Source organism: Candidatus Zixiibacteriota bacterium, from assembly GCA_035380245.1.
GTDB lineage: Bacteria > Zixibacteria > MSB-5A5 > GN15 > FEB-12 > DAOSXA01.
The window spans coordinates 648,835-665,582 of sequence record DAOSXA010000003.1; the positions used below are offsets into that span (position 1 = coordinate 648,835).

Sequence of the window (16,748 nt, forward strand, 5' to 3'; positions counted from 1 at the left end):
ATGTCCAGAAGATCCAGAGCAGGCCGTCGGGGCAAGTCCCCCGACTATAAGTTTAACGACATGCTGGTTTCCGAATTCGTGGCATGTCTGATGGAGCGCGGCAAGCGCTCGACCGCCGAGCGGTTGATTTATGACGCCATCGATCGGATGGAAAAACAATCCGGTCAGAGCGGCCTGGAGCTGTTCCAGAAGGCTGTCAACAACGTGAAGCCGGTACTGGAGGTTCGTTCTCGCCGGGTCGGCGGTGCAACTTATCAGGTTCCTGTGGAAGTGCGACAGGATCGTCGTACCGCGCTGGCGATTCGCTGGCTTATCGGTTTCGCCAAAGCCCGCGGCGGTAAGAGTATGGCTGAAAAACTGGCGGCTGAGTTCCTGGCTGCGGCCAATAACGAAGGCGCTTCGATTAAGAAGAAGGAGGATACGCACAAGATGGCGGAGGCCAATAAGGCCTTTGCGCACTTCAGGTGGTAATTGACGCCACTGAGGTGTGAAAACTGCGCGAGCACCACTGACTAAAGCAGATACGTGACGAGAGATATCTATCGTGCGACTGTAAATTGTGGTTGTAAGTTGTAGCTTGGTTGTTCTTGCCCTGCTGATCTGAATAACCGGGTGTACCGCTTCCCTCAAGCGAGTCACGCATAACCGGGTTCTTTGAAGACGGTCAGGGTTTTTTTGCGCTATTCAGAATCGTATCCTCCATGACAAAAGATGAACTTAGAACGCATCAGAAACATCGGCATTATGGCTCATATCGATGCCGGCAAAACCACGACCACGGAGCGTATCCTGTTCTATACGGGCAAGACGCACCGAATCGGCGAGGTGCATGATGGTTCGGCCACGATGGACTGGATGGCGCAGGAAAAAGAGCGCGGCATCACCATCACTTCTGCCGCCACCACCTGTTTCTGGCGTAATCATACGATCAATATCATAGATACCCCCGGCCATGTGGATTTTACGGTCGAGGTCGAGCGGTCACTGCGGGTTTTGGATGGCGCGGTGGCTCTTTTTTGTGCCGTTGGCGGTGTTGAGCCGCAGTCTGAAACGGTCTGGCGCCAGGCGGACCGCTATCGTGTCCCGAGGATAGCCTTCATTAATAAAATGGACCGTACCGGGGCTGATTTTATTGGCACGCTCAATATGATGAACAAGCGGTTCGCCACCAAGTGTGTGGCAATCGCCATTCCTGCCGGCGAAGGAGAAATGTTTGCCGGTATTATTGATCTCCTGGAGATGAAGTTCAGGGTTTTCAATGAAGACTCTCAGGGGATCCATTACGAAGACCTGGAAGTTCCGGAAGATATGTTGCCTCTGGCGAACGAATATCGCGAGAAATTACTCGAGGCGGTTGCCGAACATGATGACGACCTTCTCGAACAGTTTCTCCATGATGAAGAACTGGACCCCGTTCGGGTTCTCCAGGCAGTTCGCAAGGCTACTATCGCCAATGATATGGTGCCGGTGCTTTGCGGGTCGGCGTTCAAGAATAAAGGTATTCAAAAGCTTTTGGACGCGGTTGTTGACTTTCTGCCGTCGCCGGTTGATCTTCCTCCGGTTCACGGCACACTGCCCGACAAACCGGAAAAGACGGTTGAACGTAAAGCCGATCCGAAAGAACCGGCGGCGGCTTTGGCTTTTAAGGTTGCCACCGATCCTTATGTGGGGCGTTTGACCTATTTGCGGGTGTATTCAGGCGAATTGAACGCCGGTAGTTATGTGTACAATCCGAATTCAGGCATTAAAGAGCGGATCGCCCGCCTTCTGCGGATGCATTCCAATAAACGCGAAGATATAAAAGTGGCTTCAACCGGTGATATCGTAGCTGCGATTGGTTTCCGTAAAACCACCACCGGTGACACCTTGTGTGACCTGAAGCATCCGATTGTTTTAGAGCGGATGACTTTCCCGGAGCCGGTTGTTTCAGTGGCGATTGAACCGAAAACTCAAGCCGATCAAGAGAAGTTGGCCGAAGCACTGGCGCGGCTGGCCGAAGAGGATCCGACTTTCGTGGTGCGTGTTTCCGAAGACACCGGCCAGACCATTATTTCCGGTATGGGCGAGCTTCATCTGGACATTCTCACCGACCGGCTCGTGCGTGAGTTCGGCGTCGGGGCTACCGTAGGACGGCCGTCGGTGGCATACAAAGAAGCGATCACCGAAGAAGTCGAACAGGAAGGCCGGTTTGTTCGTCAAAGCGGCGGCAAAGGCCAGTATGGACATGTTAAAATCCGCCTGCGGCCGACTGAAGACGGTTCCGAGTTCGTTTTCGAGGACAAACTGGTCGGGAATGCTATTCCGCGTGCTTTTGTACCCTCGATTCAAAAGGGTGTGCGTGAGGCGATGAGTTCCGGCTCTCTGGCTGGTTATCCGTTGACCGGTATTCATGTCGAGTTGATCGATGGTAGCGCCCATGAGGTCGATTCCAACGAGCGGTCGTTCCAGGTGGCCGGTTATATGGCTCTCAGGGACGGTGTGCGCAAAGCCAGGCCGGTTTTGCTCGAACCGATCATGGATGTCGAAGTGGTCGTACCGGAGGCCTATATGGGAGCGGTGGTCGGTGATCTCAACTCGCGACGTGGAAAAATAAGCGGTATGGTGCCACGCGGTGACGTTACGGTTATCGCTGTGATTGTCCCGCTTTCGGAAATGTTTGGATATGCCAATGCCCTGCGGAATCTGACTCAGGGGCGGGCGGTGTTCTCGATGCAGTTCGCCCGCTATCTGCCGGTTCCGGAGGAGATAACACAGAAAATGTTTCAAGGTGTAAGAATATAACGGAGGAAGTCGAAGGCTATGGCGAAGGAGAAGTTTGAGCGGACCAAGCCGCACGTGAACGTAGGTACGATTGGTCACGTAGATCATGGCAAGACGACGTTGACGGCGGCGATGACGATGGTATTGGCCCGGAAGAACAAGACGGCCGTACGCTCGTTTGATTCGATTGACAACGCCCCCGAGGAGCGCGAGCGGGGAATCACGATCGCGACCGCGCACGTGGAGTATGAGTCAGACAAACGACACTATGCGCACGTGGATTGTCCGGGACACGCGGACTATGTGAAGAACATGATCACGGGAGCGGCCCAGATGGACGGAGCGATTCTGGTGGTAAGCGCCGCCGACGGTCCGATGCCGCAGACGCGTGAGCACATCTTGTTGGCTCGCCAGGTCGGTGTTCCGTACATCGTGGTGTACATGAACAAGGTGGACCAGGTTGACGATCCGGAGTTGCTAGATTTGGTGGAGTTGGAGGTTCGCGATCTTCTTTCGAGCTATCAGTTTCCGGGAGATGATATTCCGGTGATCCGAGGTTCGGCGTTGGAAGCGATGACGGCCGGAGCGGATCTCTCGAAGAGTCTTGATGATCCGGCGTTCAAGTCGATCTTTGAGTTGATCGAGGCGTTGGATAGTTACATTCCTGAGCCCAAGCGCGACAAGGACAAGCCGTTTTTGATGCCGGTCGAGGACGTGTTTTCGATCACGGGTCGCGGAACGGTAGCGACGGGTCGTATTGAGCGTGGCCAGGTGAAGATGGGTGAGACTTTGGAGATCATCGGCATTCGCGACACGCGCAAGACGGTGTGTACGGGTGTCGAGATGTTCAAGAAGATTCTCGATTACGGCGAGGCTGGTGACAACGTAGGTTTGTTGCTTCGCGGTATCGACAAGGACGAGATCGAGCGTGGAATGGTTCTGGCACAGCCTGGTTCGATAACTCCTCACACGAAGTTCCGTGCTGAGGTGTACGTATTGAGCAAGGACGAGGGTGGTCGTCACACGCCGTTCTTTACGGGATATCGTCCTCAGTTTTATTTTCGTACGACGGACGTGACGGGTGTCGCGACGCTTCAGGAAGGCGTCGAGATGGTCATGCCTGGAGACAACGTGACAATAGATGTGGAGTTGATCACGCCGATCGCGATGGAGAAAGAGCTTCGTTTCGCGATTCGTGAAGGCGGCCGAACGGTCGGCGCCGGGGTCATCGCCGAGATTTTTGAATAAACATTAGGCTATAGTATACAGGTTTTCGATGCACGTACAGAAGATAAGAATCCGTCTCAAGGCGTACGATCATTATGCTCTGGATCGGTCCACGAAGGAGATCGCCCAGACCGTGCTTCGCACGGGAGCCAAGATCGTGGGTCCGGTTCCTCTTCCGACAAAACGCACGGTCTACACGGTGCTTCGGTCGCCGCACGTCGACAAAAAGTCGCGCGAGCAGTTTGAGACCAGGATTCATAAGCGGTTGATGGATATCTACGACTCCACGCCCCAGACGGTCGATGCTCTCATGAAACTCGACCTTCCGGCCGGCGTTGACGTGGAGATCAAAACCTGATAGGTTGGGCAACGATGAAAGAGATCCTTGGAAAAAAGATTGGCTCTACCCGTATCTTCAATGAGACCGGTGAGGCCATTCCGGTTACGGTGATCCAGGCCGGCCCTTGCCCGGTTGTTGCCAGGAAGACGGTTGAGAAAGACGGCTACGAGGCTTATCAGGTAGGCTTTGGACAGCGTCGCAAGAGTCGTATCAACAAGCCGACGGAAGGTCACTTCAAAACCGTCGGCGTGCAGCCGACTCAGTATCTGCGCGAGGTCCGAATCACCGACGGCGACTACGAGCCGGGTACGACCATCACGGTGAACCTGTTTCAGGCGGGTGAACGAGTCGATGTGTCCGGTGTTTCCCGCGGGCTCGGTTTTGCCGGCGGCATGAAACGCCATCATTTCCAGGGCGCTAATAAAACCCACGGTCAGTCCGACCGCTGGCGCGCCCCGGGATCGATCGGCCAGTCCTCCTACCCGTCACGGGTGTTCAAAGGCACACGTATGGCGGGTCGTTTGGGCAAGGACAAAGTGACCGTATTGAATCTTGAGATAGTCAAGATTATCGAAGATGAGAATCTGATGCTGGTGAAGGGCAGTGTTCCGGGGTTCCGGGGCGGCCTGCTCAAGATTCGGAGCACTAACCGCGGCAAATAGTGGATTATGCAGATGAACGTCAAGGTATACAATCAACAAGGTGACGAGGTCGGAACTGTCGAGCTGAAGGATGCCGTGTTCGGTATCGAGCCGAACGAAGCGATTGTCCATCAGTATATCGTCAATTATCTCGCCCGCCAGAGGCAAGGGACGTCAGCATCCCGCGGTCGCAGCCAGGTTAGTGGCGGTGGACGTAAGCCCTGGCGCCAGAAGGGAACCGGTCGGGCCCGCGTTGGCACGATTCGCTCGCCCCTGTGGCGTGGCGGCGGTGTGGTTTTTGGCCCTCAGCCTCGTCAATACGGCTATAATATGCCCAAGAAGATGAAGCGTTTAGCGATTCGCTCCGCTTTTTCCGACAAGGCCTTAGCCGAAAGAATTAAAGTTATAGATCATATCGAGCTGGAAGAGCCCAAGACCAAAGCGGTGGCCCAGATGATGGCTCGCCTCGAACTGAACGGCAAGAAGTGTCTGCTTCTGGATGAAGGCAAAAGCGATAAGCTGGTTTTGTCCTGCCGGAATCTTGATAAGGTCAAGTATTGCCGTGCCGCGTTGGCCAACGGGTACGACGTTCTGAACGCCGACTATCTGGTGTTGACCAAGGCCGGACTCGAGAAGGTCGTGGAGGTGTTCGGATGAAAGCAGATCTTCGCCCGATTATCAAGACGCACATAGCTACTGAGCGCTCGACCAAGCTCCGTGAACTCAATAACGAGTATGTTTTTGAAGTAGAGCGGGATGTCAACAAGTACCAGATAAAGCAGGCGGTGGAGTCGGCTTTTAAGGTCAAAGTTGCCAGTGTGCGGACGATGGTGGTTGCCGGCAAGCCTCGGCGTACCGGAAGATTTATGGGTAAAACGCCCACCTGGAAGAAGGCTATTGTTCGCCTGAAATCAGGCGAGAAAATCGCCATTTTCGACAACATCTAAGGTGATGTGGGATAGATTGTATGGCTATTAAGAAGTTTAGACCGGTAACCCCCTCCCAGCGTTTTCGCTCGGTACCGACATTCGACGAGATCACTTCGACGATCCCGGAGAAGTCGTTGCTGCGCCCGCTGAAGAAGAGCGGCGGCCGAAACAACAAGGGCCGAGTCACGGCCTTCTGTCGCGGTGGCGGTCACAAGCGTCATTATCGCGTGATTGATTTTCGTCGTGACAAGCGTGACATCCCGGCTCGCGTCGCTTCGATTGAATACGATCCCAATCGCTCGGCGCGTATCGCCCTGTTGCATTATGTCGACGGCGAAAAGCGTTATATCCTGGCTCCCGAAGGGCTTCAGGTGAATGATGTTGTTTTATCCGGTGAAACCGTTGAGAATCGTCCGGGCAACGCGATGCCGCTTGGTCAGATGATTCTGGGAACTCAGGTGCACAACATTGAGATGCGTCCCGGCAAGGGCGGCCAGTTGTGCCGTTCCGCTGGAAGTATGGCACAAGTTGTGGCCAAAGAAGGCAACAAAGTTACGCTCAAAATGCCGTCGGGCGAAGTTCGTTTGATCCCTCAGGTCTGCTATGCCACGATCGGTCAGGTTAGTAATATCGACCATAAGAACGTGGTTTGGGGCAAGGCCGGTGCTTCGCGTTGGCGTGGCCGGAGGCCTTCCGTCCGCGGTGTGGCCATGAACCCGGTTGATCACCCCATGGGCGGCGGCGAAGGTCGTTCCTCCGGTGGACGTCATCCTTGTACGCCGTGGGGAAAACCGACCAAGGGCTACAAAACCAGAAGTAAACGTAAGTCCAAAGCTCACATTGTTGAAGAGCGCCGGGCGAGGAAATAGAGTCGGAGAAGGTTAAATGCCACGATCGCTTAAAAAGGGACCATACGTTAGTCCGAAGCTGGCCAAGAAGATTGACGTGCTTAACGCCAGCGGCGAAAAGAAAGTAATAAAGACCTGGTCGCGACGTTCAACCGTGATTCCGGAGTTTGTCGGACATACATTGGCCGTTCATACCGGCAACAAGTTTGTCCCGATTTATGTCACCGAGAACATGGTTGGTCACAAGCTCGGCGAGTTCGCTCCGACCCGCATTTATCGTGGGCACGGCGGCAAGCTCCAGGAGCGCGCGTCCTCGTTGAAAGGATAGGGTGGTAACATATGCTGATCAAATCAAGAGCATGCCTCAGACATGTTAGCATCCCGCCGCGTAAGATGCGTCTGGTAGCCAGTCAGGTCAAAGGGATGCCGGTGCAGAAGGCTCTCGACGTGCTGAACTTCACCCCGAAGATTGCGGCTCGTCATGTGGCCAAGACAGTCAGTTCCGCGGCGGCCAACGCGCTGTCGCAGGAAGGGACTGATCGCCTGCGTCCGGAGGACCTGTTTATTAAAAACATCACCGTAGACGCGGCTCCGTCGGCTCGACGTATCCGTTTCTATTCGATGGGCCGGGCTCATCATTACAAGAAGCGGTATAGTCATTTGACGGTTATCCTCGAGGGTCATGTCGAGGAAGAGGTGATGCCGAAGAAGGCCAAGAGCCGGGCCAAGGCAACGAAGAAATCCACTGCGGCCAAGCAGACCACGGCCGAGGCCGCTGATAATAAGTCCAGGACGAAAGCCGCGACCAAAAAGGCTAAAACGGCGAAGGTGGAAGCCACGCCGAAAGCCAGGCCGGCTGACGTTAAAAAGGATGATGAATAGGCAGGAGTTGGACAAGTTATGATGAGCTGGGAGAATTAACTTTGGGACAGAAGACACACCCGATAGGCTTCCGACTGGGGGTCATCAAGTCCTGGAATAGCAGGTGGTTTGCTACCGGACGTCAATTCGGCGATCTGGTGTACGAAGACCTCATGGTCAAGCGCTATATTTTCCGTCGCTTGCAGAATGCCGGGATTGCCAACGTTATGATATCGCGTCAGCCGAAGAAGGTGACGGTCGATGTTCATACCGCCCGACCGGGTATTGTAATCGGTCGTAAGGGCGCCGAGGTCGATAAACTGCGCGAAGAATTGCAGTTGTTGACCAGCAAGGATATTATGCTCAACATCGTCGAGGTTCGTAAGCCGGAGCTGGATGCCAAGCTCGTGGCCGACTCGATTGCCCGCCAGTTGGAAGGCCGTGTGTCGTTCCGACGTGCTTTGAAGAAAGCCCTGGCGGCGACGATGCGCATGGGCGCTGTGGGCGTCAAGGTACAGTGTTCCGGTCGTCTGGGTGGAGCTGAAATAGCTCGAACCGAAAAATACCGTGAGGGGCGGGTACCGTTACACACGCTCCGTGCGGATATCGACTATGCCACCTCTACCGCTCATACTACTTATGGTTGTATCGGGGTCAAGGTTTGGATCTGCCGTGGTGAGATTCTTGACGCCGGTCAGTATGATCGTCCCGAAGAGCAGGCTGAACAGCAGCAGAGCGATGCTCCCAGCGGTCGCCCGCGCCGTCGGCCTGGTGATAAAGGTGAACGCGGACCGCGTCGTCGTCCACGCGGCAAGGTTCGTAAGGCCGGTCGTCCCGATGGGCGTGCGCCCAAGGGGCGGCGTCCCGATTCGGCTCGTGATAAGTCGGCTCCTGCCGCCGACAGCGGTGCCGCAGACAATAAGCCCAAGAAAGCGGATGGCGCTTCTGACTCCGCGTCAGGGTCCGAAAGCTGATTCACGCATTGGAGATTTGACCTATGTTGATGCCGAAAAAAGTCAAGTTTCGTAAAGCTCAGCGCGGACGGATGACCGGAAAGGCTCAGACCGGATGGGCAGTGAGCTTTGGCGAATACGCTTTGAAAGCGATGGAGCCCTGCTGGCTGACTAACCGTCAGATCGAGGCAGCTCGTATCGCAATGACAAGATATATCAAGCGCGGCGGTAAAATCTGGATTCGTGTGTTCCCGGACAAGCCGGTAACGCAGAAGCCGGCCGAAACCCGTATGGGTAAAGGCAAAGGCGCTCCGGAATACTGGGTAGCCGTAGTAAAGCCGGGCCGTATTCTCTTCGAAATCGAAGGGGTAACCCAGGATATGGCCAAAGAGGCGATGCGTCTCGCCGGCGATAAATTGCCGTTGAAGACGAAGTTCGTTTCACGCGCCGATACGGAAGGGGTGTGATTATGTTGAAGGTTCAGTCTCTGCGCGAATTGACTCGCAGCGAGTTGCTTCAGAAGAAGTTCGACCTCGAGGACGAGCAGTTCAATCTCCACATGCGGAGATCGCTGAAGGCGCTCGACAATCCGCTCCGTCTGCGTCAGCTTCGGCGTGAGATTGCGCGCATCAACACGGTGCTGAGTGAGGATACGAAAGGTATCCACAAGCTGGCCGAGACCAGTACTTCGATCCTCAACACCAGGAAAGACACGGAAAAAAAGGGTGAATAGAGGTTAGAAAATGGCTGAGACCACTCCAAGAAACCATAGGAAAACGCGTATCGGTCGGGTTATTTCCGACAAGATGGACAAGACCATTATCGTACGTGTGGACCGGACCTACCGTCACCCGCTATACGAGAAGATTTTCCGTAGTTACTCGAAAGTATACGCTCATGATGAGAAGAACGATGCTCACATGGGCGACACCGTGCGGGTAATGGAGACCAGACCGCTGTCGGCCCAGAAACGCTGGCGTCTGGTAGAGATAATGGAAAGAGCCAAATAGCCTCGGGCTATTGTGACCGAACTGTGAAGGTGGTTGAACGATGATTCAAGAATATACGATTCTTTCGGTTGCGGATAACTCCGGGGCAAAAAAGGCTATGTGCTTCCGCATTTTAGGCGGCCGCAAGAAGTACGCCCGTATCGGCGACATCATTGTGGTGGCCGTCAAGGAAGCCATTCCCGGTGGAACCGTAAAGAAATCCGAGGTCTGTAAGGCCGTGGTGGTACGGTCGAAAGCCGGTCTGCGTCGTAAAGACGGTTCGATTATCCGTTTTTCGGATAACGCTGCCGTGATTATTAACGACCAGAAAGAACCGCGGGGAACGCGTATTTTTGGCCCGGTGGCCCGCGAACTTCGCGACAAGCAATTCATGAAAATAGTATCTTTGGCACCTGAGGTATTGTAAGGAATCAGCTTATGGCGATGAGAATCAAAAAAGGCGACACGGTCTATGTTCGGACGGGGTCAGCCAAAGGCAAGACCGGTCGGGTGCTGCATGTCGACTATGAGAAGAACACGGTATTGGTGGAAGGCGTAGCCATGCGCAAACGTCGCCAGCGTCCGTCGCAGAAGAACCCGAAGGGCGGGATCATCTCGATCGAGGCGCCGATTCACCTCTCCAACGTCGCTCTGTACAGCTCGACCCTGAGTGGTCCGACCAAGACCACCAACAAAGCGATATCCGACGGCGGCAAAGTTCATAAGGTGCGGGTCTGCCGCAAGACCGGCGAGCAGATTTAAGGTAAGACGCTATGACGAGCATGAAACGAAAATATGAAGAAGAAGTCGTTCCGAAGCTGACCAAAGACGGCAAGTACAAATCGCCGATGCAGGTCCCGCGCATTTCCAAGGTGTCGATTAACATCGGCGTCGGAGAAGCGATCGAGAACGCCAAGGCTCTTGAGGCAGCGGTCGAGGATTTGACCAAGATCACCGGACGCAAGCCTTATGTTACCCGGGCCAAGAAGAGCATCTCCAACTTCAAACTGCGTGAGGGGGTGCCGATCGGCTGCTCCGTAACATTGCGGCGCGATGTCATGTACGAATTCCTGGATCGGTTGATCAATATCGCCATCCCGCGCATTCGTGACTTCCGCGGCGTCAATCCCAACGGATTCGATGGCCGAGGTAATTACAACCTCGGTTTGAAAGAGCAGTTGATCTTTCCTGAAATCGATTATGATAAGATTGATAAAATCCGCGGAATGAACATTGCCATTACGACGACCGCCGAGACCGACGAAGAGGCTCGGTTGCTGTTGACCGAAATGGGAATGCCGTTCCGGAAGTAGGGGACCCATGGCTAAGAAGTGTTTGATAGAGAAACAGGGCCGGAAGCCGAAATTCCAGGTACGTCAATACAACCGCTGCCGTCGGTGCGGTCGTCCGCGGGCGTACATGCGTCGCTTCGGTCTGTGTCGCATCTGTTTTAGACAAATGGCTCTGGCTGGCGAAATCCCCGGTGTGGTAAAAGCCAGTTGGTAGAAGCTAAGGAAGTTTGGGAGTAGCGAATAATGAGCATGACCGACCCTCTCGCCGACCTTTTGACGCGGATCAGAAACGCCTCAAAAGCTCACAAAAATGCGGTGGATATCCCGGCCTCGAATATCAAGCGTGAAGTCGTCCGTATCCTTAAGGAAGCCGATTTCGTAAAAGATTCAACCGAGCTGCCGGACAACAAACAGGGTATTTTGCGGGTATATCTGCGCTACAGTAAGGGCGATGTACCGGTCCTTAAAGGGATCCAGCGCGTCTCGCGTCCGGGACTTCGCCGCTATGCCAGCGCCGACGAGGTTCGCCATTCGACCTTCAACCAGCGCGGTATGACCATCGTATCCACCTCCAGCGGTGTAATGACCAATTTCGACGCGGCTAAGAAGGGGATCGGCGGCGAGCTGCTGCTCAGATGCTGGTAGTGAAAGGGAAGCTATAAGATGTCACGCGTAGGCAAACAACCGATTACGATTCCCGACAAAGTCAAGGTCGAGATCGATGGCAAGCATATCAAGGTGACCGGACCTCAGGGCTCTCTTGAACGTACCATTCATCCTGATATCGTTGCCGCCCTCGAGGAGAACCAGGTTGTCGTTACCCGTTCGAGCGATTTAAAGAAATATCGTGCGCTGCACGGACTGACTCGAGCGCTGTTGCACAACATGGTCGAAGGCGTCTCGCAGGGATATAAGAAAGAACTCCAACTGGTCGGCGTTGGTTATCGTTCGGAAATGAAAGGTGAGATGCTCGTATTGCATCTCGGCTACTCCCATCCGACGATCTTCATTCCTCCGGACGGAATCAAGTTTACGAACCTGCCCAAAGAGAGCAAGATCATTGTCGAAGGTATCGACAAGGAATTGGTCGGCGAAGTGGCCGCGAAAATCAGGTCGCTGCGCAAACCGGAGCCGTACAAGGGCAAGGGTATCAGATATGTCGGTGAGCATGTTCGCTCCAAGGCCGGTAAGGCGGCCGGCGGCGCCTAATATACGAGGTTAAGCTGATGGCAGATAAGAATACTAAGAAAGCTAAGCGGGCCGTACGGCGTCGTCGCCGGGTCAGAGGTAAGGTGTTTGGTACCGCCGAATGTCCGCGTCTGACTGTTGCCAAGTCGCTCAATAATATCTTCGTGCAGATTATTGACGATGAAGAGGGACGAACCCTGATCGGCACCGCCTCCAACGCGAAAGACATCAAAACCGAACTTAAGGACGACATGTCCAAGGTTGATGTGGCCAAGCTGGTCGGGCAGGCTATTGCCCGCAAGGCCAAAGAACAGGGAATCGAAACGGTAGTGTTTGATCGCAACATGTATCTCTTCCACGGCCGAATCAAGGCCGTAGCCGAAGGGGCGCGTGAAGGCGGTCTCAAGTTTTAAGAGAATAAGTCCGCTTTAGTAATAGAGAGGCTCAAATTGGCAAGATTCGAGCAAGACAACCTCGAATTCGAGGAGAAAGTAATCAACGTCAACCGCGTGGCCAAAGTGGTCAAGGGCGGCCGTCGCTTCAGCTTTACAGCTTTAGTGGCTGTCGGTGATCGCAACGGCAAGGTGGGCGTGGGTCACGGTAAGGCTCCCGAAGTATCCGAGGCGATTCGCAAGGCCACCGAGGCGGCCAAGAAAGAGATGACCGGGATAAGTCTCGTCGAAGGGACGATACCGCACCGTATCGATGGCCAGTTCGGCGCGACCACGGTAATGATGCGGCCGGCTTCACCGGGTACCGGTGTTATCGCCGGTGGCGCGGTTCGCGCTATCCTGGAGTCATTGGGAATCCAGGATGTCCTGACCAAGGTGCTCGGCAGTCGCAATCCGAACAATGTGGTTAAAGCCACCATGAACGGTCTGCAGCTCCTGCGTACTCGCGATCAGGAACAGGCTTTCCGGCGCGACCATTAACGATCTGGGCTCAGATAAAGGATGAATGAAATGGCCAGGCTAAAAGTTACCCAGATTCGCAGTACGATTGACCGCAAGGAACCCCAGAAGCGGACCATTAAAGCGCTCGGTCTGGGTCGGATCCGTAAGACGGTCATACACAATGACACACCGCAGATACGCGGTATGGTACGTGCCGTCGCTCATCTGGTGCAAGTGGAAGAAATCGACTAAAAGAGGTGATAGAGGCTCCCATGGAACTCCATACGCTACAACCGCCGGTCGGCTCCAAAAAGACGCGCAAACGTGTCGGACGCGGGGCAGGCAGCGGCCTCGGCAAGACTTCAGGTCGCGGTCACAAGGGACAGGGCGCCCGCAGCGGATACACGCACCGCTTCGGCAACGAGGGTGGTCAGTGGCCCCTTCAGCGGCGTCTACCTAAACGCGGCTTTACTAATATCTTCAGGAAGGTCTATCAGATCGTTAACGTGGCTGACCTTGAGCATTGCGAACCGGGTGAGATTACCGGTGTGACGCTGGTCAAAGCCGGTCTGATCAAGAAGGCCGACGCCCCGTTCAAGCTGTTGGGCAAGGGCGAGGTTCAGAAAGCCTTCACCGTTAAAGCACAGGCCTTCTCGAAGTCCGCGATCGAGAAGATAGAAAAGGCCGGGGGCAAGGCGGAGGTGGTTTAGTGCTAGAAACATTCAAGTCGATCTTCAAGGTTGAGGAACTTAGAAAAAGGATCCTTTTCACACTTGGTATTCTCATCGTTTACCGTGTGGGTGGTCATATCCCAACCCCGGGTGTCGATGGTTCCATTCTAGCGGCAGCGCTTTCGCAGAACTCGATCTTCGGACTGCTCGATTTGTTCGCGGGCGGCGCTTTTGCCAAGGCCACGATCTTCGCGCTCGGCATTATGCCGTACATCTCGGCCTCGATTATGTTGCAGTTGCTCGGTTCGGTCGTTCCGTACCTGCAGCGCTTGCAGCGCGAGGGAGAAGAAGGTCGTCGCAAGATCACCCAGTACACTCGTTACCTGACGGTGCTTATCGGTGCTCTGCAGGCCTGGGGTACGGCCGGCTTCCTGACGACCATTCAGCATAACGGAGTATCGGCCGTGCACATGAGCACGACTTGGTTTATCCCGTTGACCATTATCACATTCACCTGTGGCGTGATATTTATCATGTATCTCGGTGAACAGATTACGGAACGGGGCATAGGTAACGGTATTTCGCTGATCATTTTCATCGGTATTATCGCCCGTTTCCCGGATGCTATTATCGAAGAAGTCCGCTATGTCTGGTATGGCTCCCGCAGCATTCTTCTGGAACTGCTCCTGGTGGCCATGATGATCGGTGTTATCGCGGCCGTTATCATGGTAACCCGCGCCCAGCGTAAGGTGCCGGTGCAATACCCCAAGAAGGTCGTGGGTCGGAAGGTTTTCGGCGGCGCTACCACACACTTGCCGTTGTCGGTTAACTCCGCCGGTGTTATCCCGATCATTTTTGCACAGTCAATCATGTTTTTGCCGTCGACGGTCGCCCAGTTATTCCCGAATGTCGACTGGATCCAGAATCTTGTTTCCGTTGCGCTGGTTCCCGGCGGACTCTGGTATTCCATTATCTATGGGTTGATTATCATATTCTTTGCCTATTTCTATACCGCCATCGTGTTCAATCCGATGGAAATGGCGGACAATATGCGCAAGAACGGCGGCTATATTCCGGGTATTCGTCCCGGCAAGAATACCAGCGATTATATTGAGAAGATTTTAACTCGTATCACTCTGCCGGGCGCACTTTTCTTCGCGGCAATCGCCATTCTGCCCTGGGTGCTCGTGGCCAAGGTTCAGGTCAATTACTTCTTCGGCGGTACCGGTCTGCTGATCGTGGTCGGTGTGGCCCTGGATACGCTCCAGCAAATCGAGTCGCACTTGTTGATGCGCCACTACGATGGTTTCATGAAGAAGGGTCGTATCCGCGGGAGGTCAATGTAAGATGAACTTGATTTTCTTGGGCCCTCCGGGGTCAGGCAAAGGGACACAGGCGTCCCGCGTTTCGAAAGAATTGGGTGTGCTGCATTTATCGACCGGCGACCTGTTGCGTGAGGCGGTCAAGCAGGGCACGGAACTGGGTTTGAAGGCTAAAGGCTACATGGAGAAAGGGGAACTAGTCCCCGATGCTCTGATTGTCGGCCTCATTGAAGATAAGGTAAAGGCGGGTGAGCTTAAGAACGGATTTATCCTGGACGGCTTTCCCCGCACGGTTCCTCAGGCCGAGAGTCTCAAGGGAATGTTCGTTAAGAACGCCATGGAACTCGACAAAGCGGTCCTGATTGCTGTTGGCGATGAAGAGATCGTGAAACGTTTATCCGGTCGTTATTTCTGCCCGACCTGCCAGAAGACCTATAACTACCCGGCTAACATGCCGAAGCAGGAAGGCATTTGCGACAATGACGGCGACAAGCTGATGCGTCGTCCGGATGATGAGGAGTCGGTCGTTCGTAATCGCCTTGAAGTCTACAAAAAACAGACTCAGCCGATAGAGGATTTTTATCGGAACGAGTCCGTTTTAGTCGAAATTCGGGGCGAGAATACTCCCGATAACGTATTTAACGACATCATGAAAGCCGTAAAAGGCTAAAGTATTATATTAAGGCATTTGCAGTGATTAAACTGAAGACAAAAGATGAAATTGAGATCCTTCGTCGCGCCGGAAGAGTTGTTTCGCGGACGCTCGATATGGTCGAGAAGACCATTCGCTCCGGAATGACTACCGGTGAGTTGGACAAGATCATCGAGGAGTTCATTCGCTCGCAGGGCGCTGAACCCGGTTTTCTTAACTATCACGGATTCCCGGCTTCTGCCTGCATTTCGATTGACGAGGAAGTAGTCCACGGTATCCCGGGTACAAGAGTTATCAAAGAAGGCGATATCGTGTCGGTGGATGTTGGTTCTATCGTGGATAATTACTATGGTGATTCCGCCCGAACCTTCGCCATTGGGCAGATTTCCGACAAGAAGGCGCGGCTGATGGAAATAACCCGCCAGTGTCTCGATAAGGCTATTGACAAAGCGAGACCAGGGAATAAATTGGGACAGATTTCGGCCACTGTGCAGGAAACTGCGGAGAGGGCCGGTTTTGGTGTGGTGCGTGCTCTGGTTGGGCACGGCATCGGCCGGAATATGCACGAGGATCCCCAGGTTCCCAATTTCGGTTCGGAGAACGCGGGGCCGGTGCTGGAGATCGGCACGGTCATCGCCATCGAACCCATGATTAATTTGGGCACATGGGAAGTTTACACGAAACCGGATGGCTGGACTTATGTCACAGCCGACGGGTTGCCCTCGGCGCATTTTGAACACATGGTGGCCGTGACTGAAAACGGTCCTGACGTTTTGACATTATCGTAAAGGAGCTTATGGCCAAAGAACAGACAATCCAGGTTGAGGGAAAAGTGATTGAACCGCTGCCGAATGCGATGTTCAAGGTGGAACTCGACAATGGACACGTAGTTCTGGCTCATATCTCCGGTAAAATGAGAATGCATTTTATCAAGATCCTTCCGGGAGATAAGGTGACTTTGGAATTATCCCCGTACGACCTTACTCGCGGGCGGATCACATATCGCTACAAATAAGTAGTGCAGTTGAAGGTGTTGTTATGAAAGTTCGTTCATCGATCAAGAAGCGCTGTGAGCACTGCAAGATAATCCGTCGCCATGGAATCCTGCGAGTGATCTGCAAGCGTAACCCGAGCCATAAGCAGCGCCAGGGTTAGTTGGAAAGTTAAGTTAGTCTTGTTGAT

The 16,748-nt window shown here is 54.1% G+C and carries 29 protein-coding genes; all 29 read left to right on the plus strand.

The window, feature by feature from the left end; all coding sequences use genetic code 11:
* Entirely contained in the window at positions 1-471 is a 471-nt protein-coding gene (gene rpsG / locus PLF13_13060) for a 30S ribosomal protein S7 (GenBank protein ID HOP08207.1), read from the plus strand.
* A gap of 240 nt (positions 472-711) precedes the next feature.
* Positions 712-2,781, plus strand: coding sequence for an elongation factor G (gene fusA / locus PLF13_13065; protein HOP08208.1), 2,070 nt, complete (start codon positions 712-714; stop codon positions 2,779-2,781).
* An 18-nt stretch (positions 2,782-2,799) separates the two neighbouring features.
* Positions 2,800-4,008 carry an elongation factor Tu gene (gene tuf, locus PLF13_13070; GenBank protein HOP08209.1) on the plus strand — a complete coding sequence of 403 codons (1,209 nt, stop codon included), beginning with the start codon at positions 2,800-2,802 and terminating at the stop codon, positions 4,006-4,008.
* Positions 4,009-4,036: 28 nt separating this feature from the next.
* Complete coding sequence (gene rpsJ / locus PLF13_13075) at positions 4,037-4,345, plus strand: 30S ribosomal protein S10 (protein ID HOP08210.1); 309 nt, start codon at positions 4,037-4,039, stop codon at positions 4,343-4,345.
* A gap of 14 nt (positions 4,346-4,359) precedes the next feature.
* Positions 4,360-4,989: a 50S ribosomal protein L3 gene (gene rplC / locus PLF13_13080; protein HOP08211.1), complete on the plus strand. Its 630-nt coding sequence runs from the start codon at positions 4,360-4,362 to the stop codon at positions 4,987-4,989.
* Between the two features lie 12 nt (positions 4,990-5,001).
* Positions 5,002-5,625, plus strand: coding sequence for a 50S ribosomal protein L4 (gene rplD / locus PLF13_13085; GenBank protein HOP08212.1), 624 nt, complete (start codon positions 5,002-5,004; stop codon positions 5,623-5,625).
* Positions 5,622-5,915 (plus strand): 50S ribosomal protein L23, encoded by a 294-nt coding sequence (locus PLF13_13090; protein HOP08213.1) that lies wholly within the window; start codon positions 5,622-5,624, stop codon positions 5,913-5,915. Before rplD ends, PLF13_13090 begins: the two co-directional genes overlap by 4 nt.
* A 20-nt stretch (positions 5,916-5,935) precedes the next feature.
* Positions 5,936-6,766, plus strand: a complete 831-nt coding sequence (gene rplB / locus PLF13_13095; protein ID HOP08214.1) for a 50S ribosomal protein L2 — start codon at positions 5,936-5,938, stop codon at positions 6,764-6,766.
* Between the two features lie 16 nt (positions 6,767-6,782).
* Positions 6,783-7,073 (plus strand): 30S ribosomal protein S19, encoded by a 291-nt coding sequence (rpsS, locus tag PLF13_13100; protein ID HOP08215.1) that lies wholly within the window; start codon positions 6,783-6,785, stop codon positions 7,071-7,073.
* An 11-nt stretch (positions 7,074-7,084) separates the two neighbouring features.
* A complete protein-coding gene (gene rplV / locus PLF13_13105; GenBank protein ID HOP08216.1) occupies positions 7,085-7,627 on the plus strand; it encodes a 50S ribosomal protein L22 in 543 nt (180 codons plus the stop codon).
* 41 nt (positions 7,628-7,668) lie between these two features.
* Complete coding sequence (gene rpsC, locus PLF13_13110) at positions 7,669-8,580, plus strand: 30S ribosomal protein S3 (protein ID HOP08217.1); 912 nt, start codon at positions 7,669-7,671, stop codon at positions 8,578-8,580.
* A gap of 23 nt (positions 8,581-8,603) precedes the next feature.
* Positions 8,604-9,026: a 50S ribosomal protein L16 gene (gene rplP, locus PLF13_13115; protein HOP08218.1), complete on the plus strand. Its 423-nt coding sequence runs from the start codon at positions 8,604-8,606 to the stop codon at positions 9,024-9,026.
* Between the two features lie 2 nt (positions 9,027-9,028).
* Positions 9,029-9,292, plus strand: coding sequence for a 50S ribosomal protein L29 (gene rpmC, locus PLF13_13120; protein ID HOP08219.1), 264 nt, complete (start codon positions 9,029-9,031; stop codon positions 9,290-9,292).
* Positions 9,293-9,302: 10 nt separating this feature from the next.
* Entirely contained in the window at positions 9,303-9,569 is a 267-nt protein-coding gene (gene rpsQ / locus PLF13_13125) for a 30S ribosomal protein S17 (protein ID HOP08220.1), read from the plus strand.
* 40 nt (positions 9,570-9,609) lie between these two features.
* A complete protein-coding gene (gene rplN / locus PLF13_13130) occupies positions 9,610-9,975 on the plus strand; it encodes a 50S ribosomal protein L14 (GenBank protein HOP08221.1) in 366 nt (121 codons plus the stop codon).
* Positions 9,976-9,986: 11 nt separating this feature from the next.
* Positions 9,987-10,310, plus strand: coding sequence for a 50S ribosomal protein L24 (gene rplX / locus PLF13_13135; GenBank protein ID HOP08222.1), 324 nt, complete (start codon positions 9,987-9,989; stop codon positions 10,308-10,310).
* Positions 10,311-10,321: 11 nt separating this feature from the next.
* The gene (gene rplE / locus PLF13_13140; protein HOP08223.1) at positions 10,322-10,861 is read left to right on the plus strand and encodes a 50S ribosomal protein L5; all 540 of its coding nucleotides are present in this window, start codon (positions 10,322-10,324) and stop codon (positions 10,859-10,861) included.
* Between the two features lie 7 nt (positions 10,862-10,868).
* A complete protein-coding gene (locus PLF13_13145; GenBank protein ID HOP08224.1) occupies positions 10,869-11,054 on the plus strand; it encodes a type Z 30S ribosomal protein S14 in 186 nt (61 codons plus the stop codon).
* A gap of 29 nt (positions 11,055-11,083) precedes the next feature.
* Complete coding sequence (gene rpsH, locus PLF13_13150; protein ID HOP08225.1) at positions 11,084-11,485, plus strand: 30S ribosomal protein S8; 402 nt, start codon at positions 11,084-11,086, stop codon at positions 11,483-11,485.
* Positions 11,486-11,503: 18 nt separating this feature from the next.
* The gene (gene rplF, locus PLF13_13155; GenBank protein HOP08226.1) at positions 11,504-12,049 is read left to right on the plus strand and encodes a 50S ribosomal protein L6; all 546 of its coding nucleotides are present in this window, start codon (positions 11,504-11,506) and stop codon (positions 12,047-12,049) included.
* A gap of 17 nt (positions 12,050-12,066) precedes the next feature.
* Positions 12,067-12,441 carry a 50S ribosomal protein L18 gene (gene rplR / locus PLF13_13160; protein HOP08227.1) on the plus strand — a complete coding sequence of 125 codons (375 nt, stop codon included), beginning with the start codon at positions 12,067-12,069 and terminating at the stop codon, positions 12,439-12,441.
* Positions 12,442-12,477: 36 nt separating this feature from the next.
* The gene (gene rpsE / locus PLF13_13165) at positions 12,478-12,960 is read left to right on the plus strand and encodes a 30S ribosomal protein S5 (protein ID HOP08228.1); all 483 of its coding nucleotides are present in this window, start codon (positions 12,478-12,480) and stop codon (positions 12,958-12,960) included.
* A gap of 30 nt (positions 12,961-12,990) precedes the next feature.
* Positions 12,991-13,173 (plus strand): 50S ribosomal protein L30, encoded by a 183-nt coding sequence (gene rpmD / locus PLF13_13170; GenBank protein HOP08229.1) that lies wholly within the window; start codon positions 12,991-12,993, stop codon positions 13,171-13,173.
* Between the two features lie 20 nt (positions 13,174-13,193).
* Entirely contained in the window at positions 13,194-13,631 is a 438-nt protein-coding gene (gene rplO / locus PLF13_13175) for a 50S ribosomal protein L15 (protein ID HOP08230.1), read from the plus strand.
* Complete coding sequence (gene secY, locus PLF13_13180) at positions 13,631-14,938, plus strand: preprotein translocase subunit SecY (GenBank protein ID HOP08231.1); 1,308 nt, start codon at positions 13,631-13,633, stop codon at positions 14,936-14,938. The genes rplO and secY overlap by 1 nt, the downstream gene beginning before the upstream one ends.
* Before the next feature lies 1 nt (position 14,939).
* Positions 14,940-15,584 (plus strand): adenylate kinase, encoded by a 645-nt coding sequence (locus PLF13_13185; GenBank protein HOP08232.1) that lies wholly within the window; start codon positions 14,940-14,942, stop codon positions 15,582-15,584.
* Between the two features lie 23 nt (positions 15,585-15,607).
* Entirely contained in the window at positions 15,608-16,354 is a 747-nt protein-coding gene (map, locus tag PLF13_13190) for a type I methionyl aminopeptidase (protein HOP08233.1), read from the plus strand.
* Positions 16,355-16,362: 8 nt separating this feature from the next.
* Positions 16,363-16,581, plus strand: a complete 219-nt coding sequence (gene infA, locus PLF13_13195) for a translation initiation factor IF-1 (GenBank protein HOP08234.1) — start codon at positions 16,363-16,365, stop codon at positions 16,579-16,581.
* 23 nt (positions 16,582-16,604) lie between these two features.
* Positions 16,605-16,721, plus strand: a complete 117-nt coding sequence (gene rpmJ / locus PLF13_13200) for a 50S ribosomal protein L36 (GenBank protein HOP08235.1) — start codon at positions 16,605-16,607, stop codon at positions 16,719-16,721.
* Positions 16,722-16,748: the final 27 nt, after the last annotated feature.

Excerpts from the sequence above, each read along its gene's own strand:
- rpsG (HOP08207.1), top strand. The coding sequence starts at position 1 with ATGTCCAGAAGATCCAGAGCAGGCCGTCGGGGCAAGTCCCCCGACTAT.
- fusA (HOP08208.1), top strand. The coding sequence starts at position 712 with ATGAACTTAGAACGCATCAGAAACATCGGCATTATGGCTCATATCGAT.
- tuf (HOP08209.1), top strand. The coding sequence starts at position 2,800 with ATGGCGAAGGAGAAGTTTGAGCGGACCAAGCCGCACGTGAACGTAGGT.
- rpsJ (HOP08210.1), top strand. The coding sequence starts at position 4,037 with ATGCACGTACAGAAGATAAGAATCCGTCTCAAGGCGTACGATCATTAT.
- rplC (HOP08211.1), top strand. The coding sequence starts at position 4,360 with ATGAAAGAGATCCTTGGAAAAAAGATTGGCTCTACCCGTATCTTCAAT.
- rplD (HOP08212.1), top strand. The coding sequence starts at position 5,002 with ATGAACGTCAAGGTATACAATCAACAAGGTGACGAGGTCGGAACTGTC.
- PLF13_13090 (HOP08213.1), top strand. The coding sequence starts at position 5,622 with ATGAAAGCAGATCTTCGCCCGATTATCAAGACGCACATAGCTACTGAG.
- rplB (HOP08214.1), top strand. The coding sequence starts at position 5,936 with ATGGCTATTAAGAAGTTTAGACCGGTAACCCCCTCCCAGCGTTTTCGC.
- rpsS (HOP08215.1), top strand. The coding sequence starts at position 6,783 with ATGCCACGATCGCTTAAAAAGGGACCATACGTTAGTCCGAAGCTGGCC.
- rplV (HOP08216.1), top strand. The coding sequence starts at position 7,085 with ATGCTGATCAAATCAAGAGCATGCCTCAGACATGTTAGCATCCCGCCG.
- rplP (HOP08218.1), top strand. The coding sequence starts at position 8,604 with ATGTTGATGCCGAAAAAAGTCAAGTTTCGTAAAGCTCAGCGCGGACGG.
- rpmC (HOP08219.1), top strand. The coding sequence starts at position 9,029 with ATGTTGAAGGTTCAGTCTCTGCGCGAATTGACTCGCAGCGAGTTGCTT.
- rpsQ (HOP08220.1), top strand. The coding sequence starts at position 9,303 with ATGGCTGAGACCACTCCAAGAAACCATAGGAAAACGCGTATCGGTCGG.
- rplN (HOP08221.1), top strand. The coding sequence starts at position 9,610 with ATGATTCAAGAATATACGATTCTTTCGGTTGCGGATAACTCCGGGGCA.
- rplX (HOP08222.1), top strand. The coding sequence starts at position 9,987 with ATGGCGATGAGAATCAAAAAAGGCGACACGGTCTATGTTCGGACGGGG.
- rplE (HOP08223.1), top strand. The coding sequence starts at position 10,322 with ATGACGAGCATGAAACGAAAATATGAAGAAGAAGTCGTTCCGAAGCTG.
- PLF13_13145 (HOP08224.1), top strand. The coding sequence starts at position 10,869 with ATGGCTAAGAAGTGTTTGATAGAGAAACAGGGCCGGAAGCCGAAATTC.
- rpsH (HOP08225.1), top strand. The coding sequence starts at position 11,084 with ATGAGCATGACCGACCCTCTCGCCGACCTTTTGACGCGGATCAGAAAC.
- rplF (HOP08226.1), top strand. The coding sequence starts at position 11,504 with ATGTCACGCGTAGGCAAACAACCGATTACGATTCCCGACAAAGTCAAG.
- rplR (HOP08227.1), top strand. The coding sequence starts at position 12,067 with ATGGCAGATAAGAATACTAAGAAAGCTAAGCGGGCCGTACGGCGTCGT.
- rpmD (HOP08229.1), top strand. The coding sequence starts at position 12,991 with ATGGCCAGGCTAAAAGTTACCCAGATTCGCAGTACGATTGACCGCAAG.
- rplO (HOP08230.1), top strand. The coding sequence starts at position 13,194 with ATGGAACTCCATACGCTACAACCGCCGGTCGGCTCCAAAAAGACGCGC.
- PLF13_13185 (HOP08232.1), top strand. The coding sequence starts at position 14,940 with ATGAACTTGATTTTCTTGGGCCCTCCGGGGTCAGGCAAAGGGACACAG.
- infA (HOP08234.1), top strand. The coding sequence starts at position 16,363 with ATGGCCAAAGAACAGACAATCCAGGTTGAGGGAAAAGTGATTGAACCG.
- rpmJ (HOP08235.1), top strand. The coding sequence starts at position 16,605 with ATGAAAGTTCGTTCATCGATCAAGAAGCGCTGTGAGCACTGCAAGATA.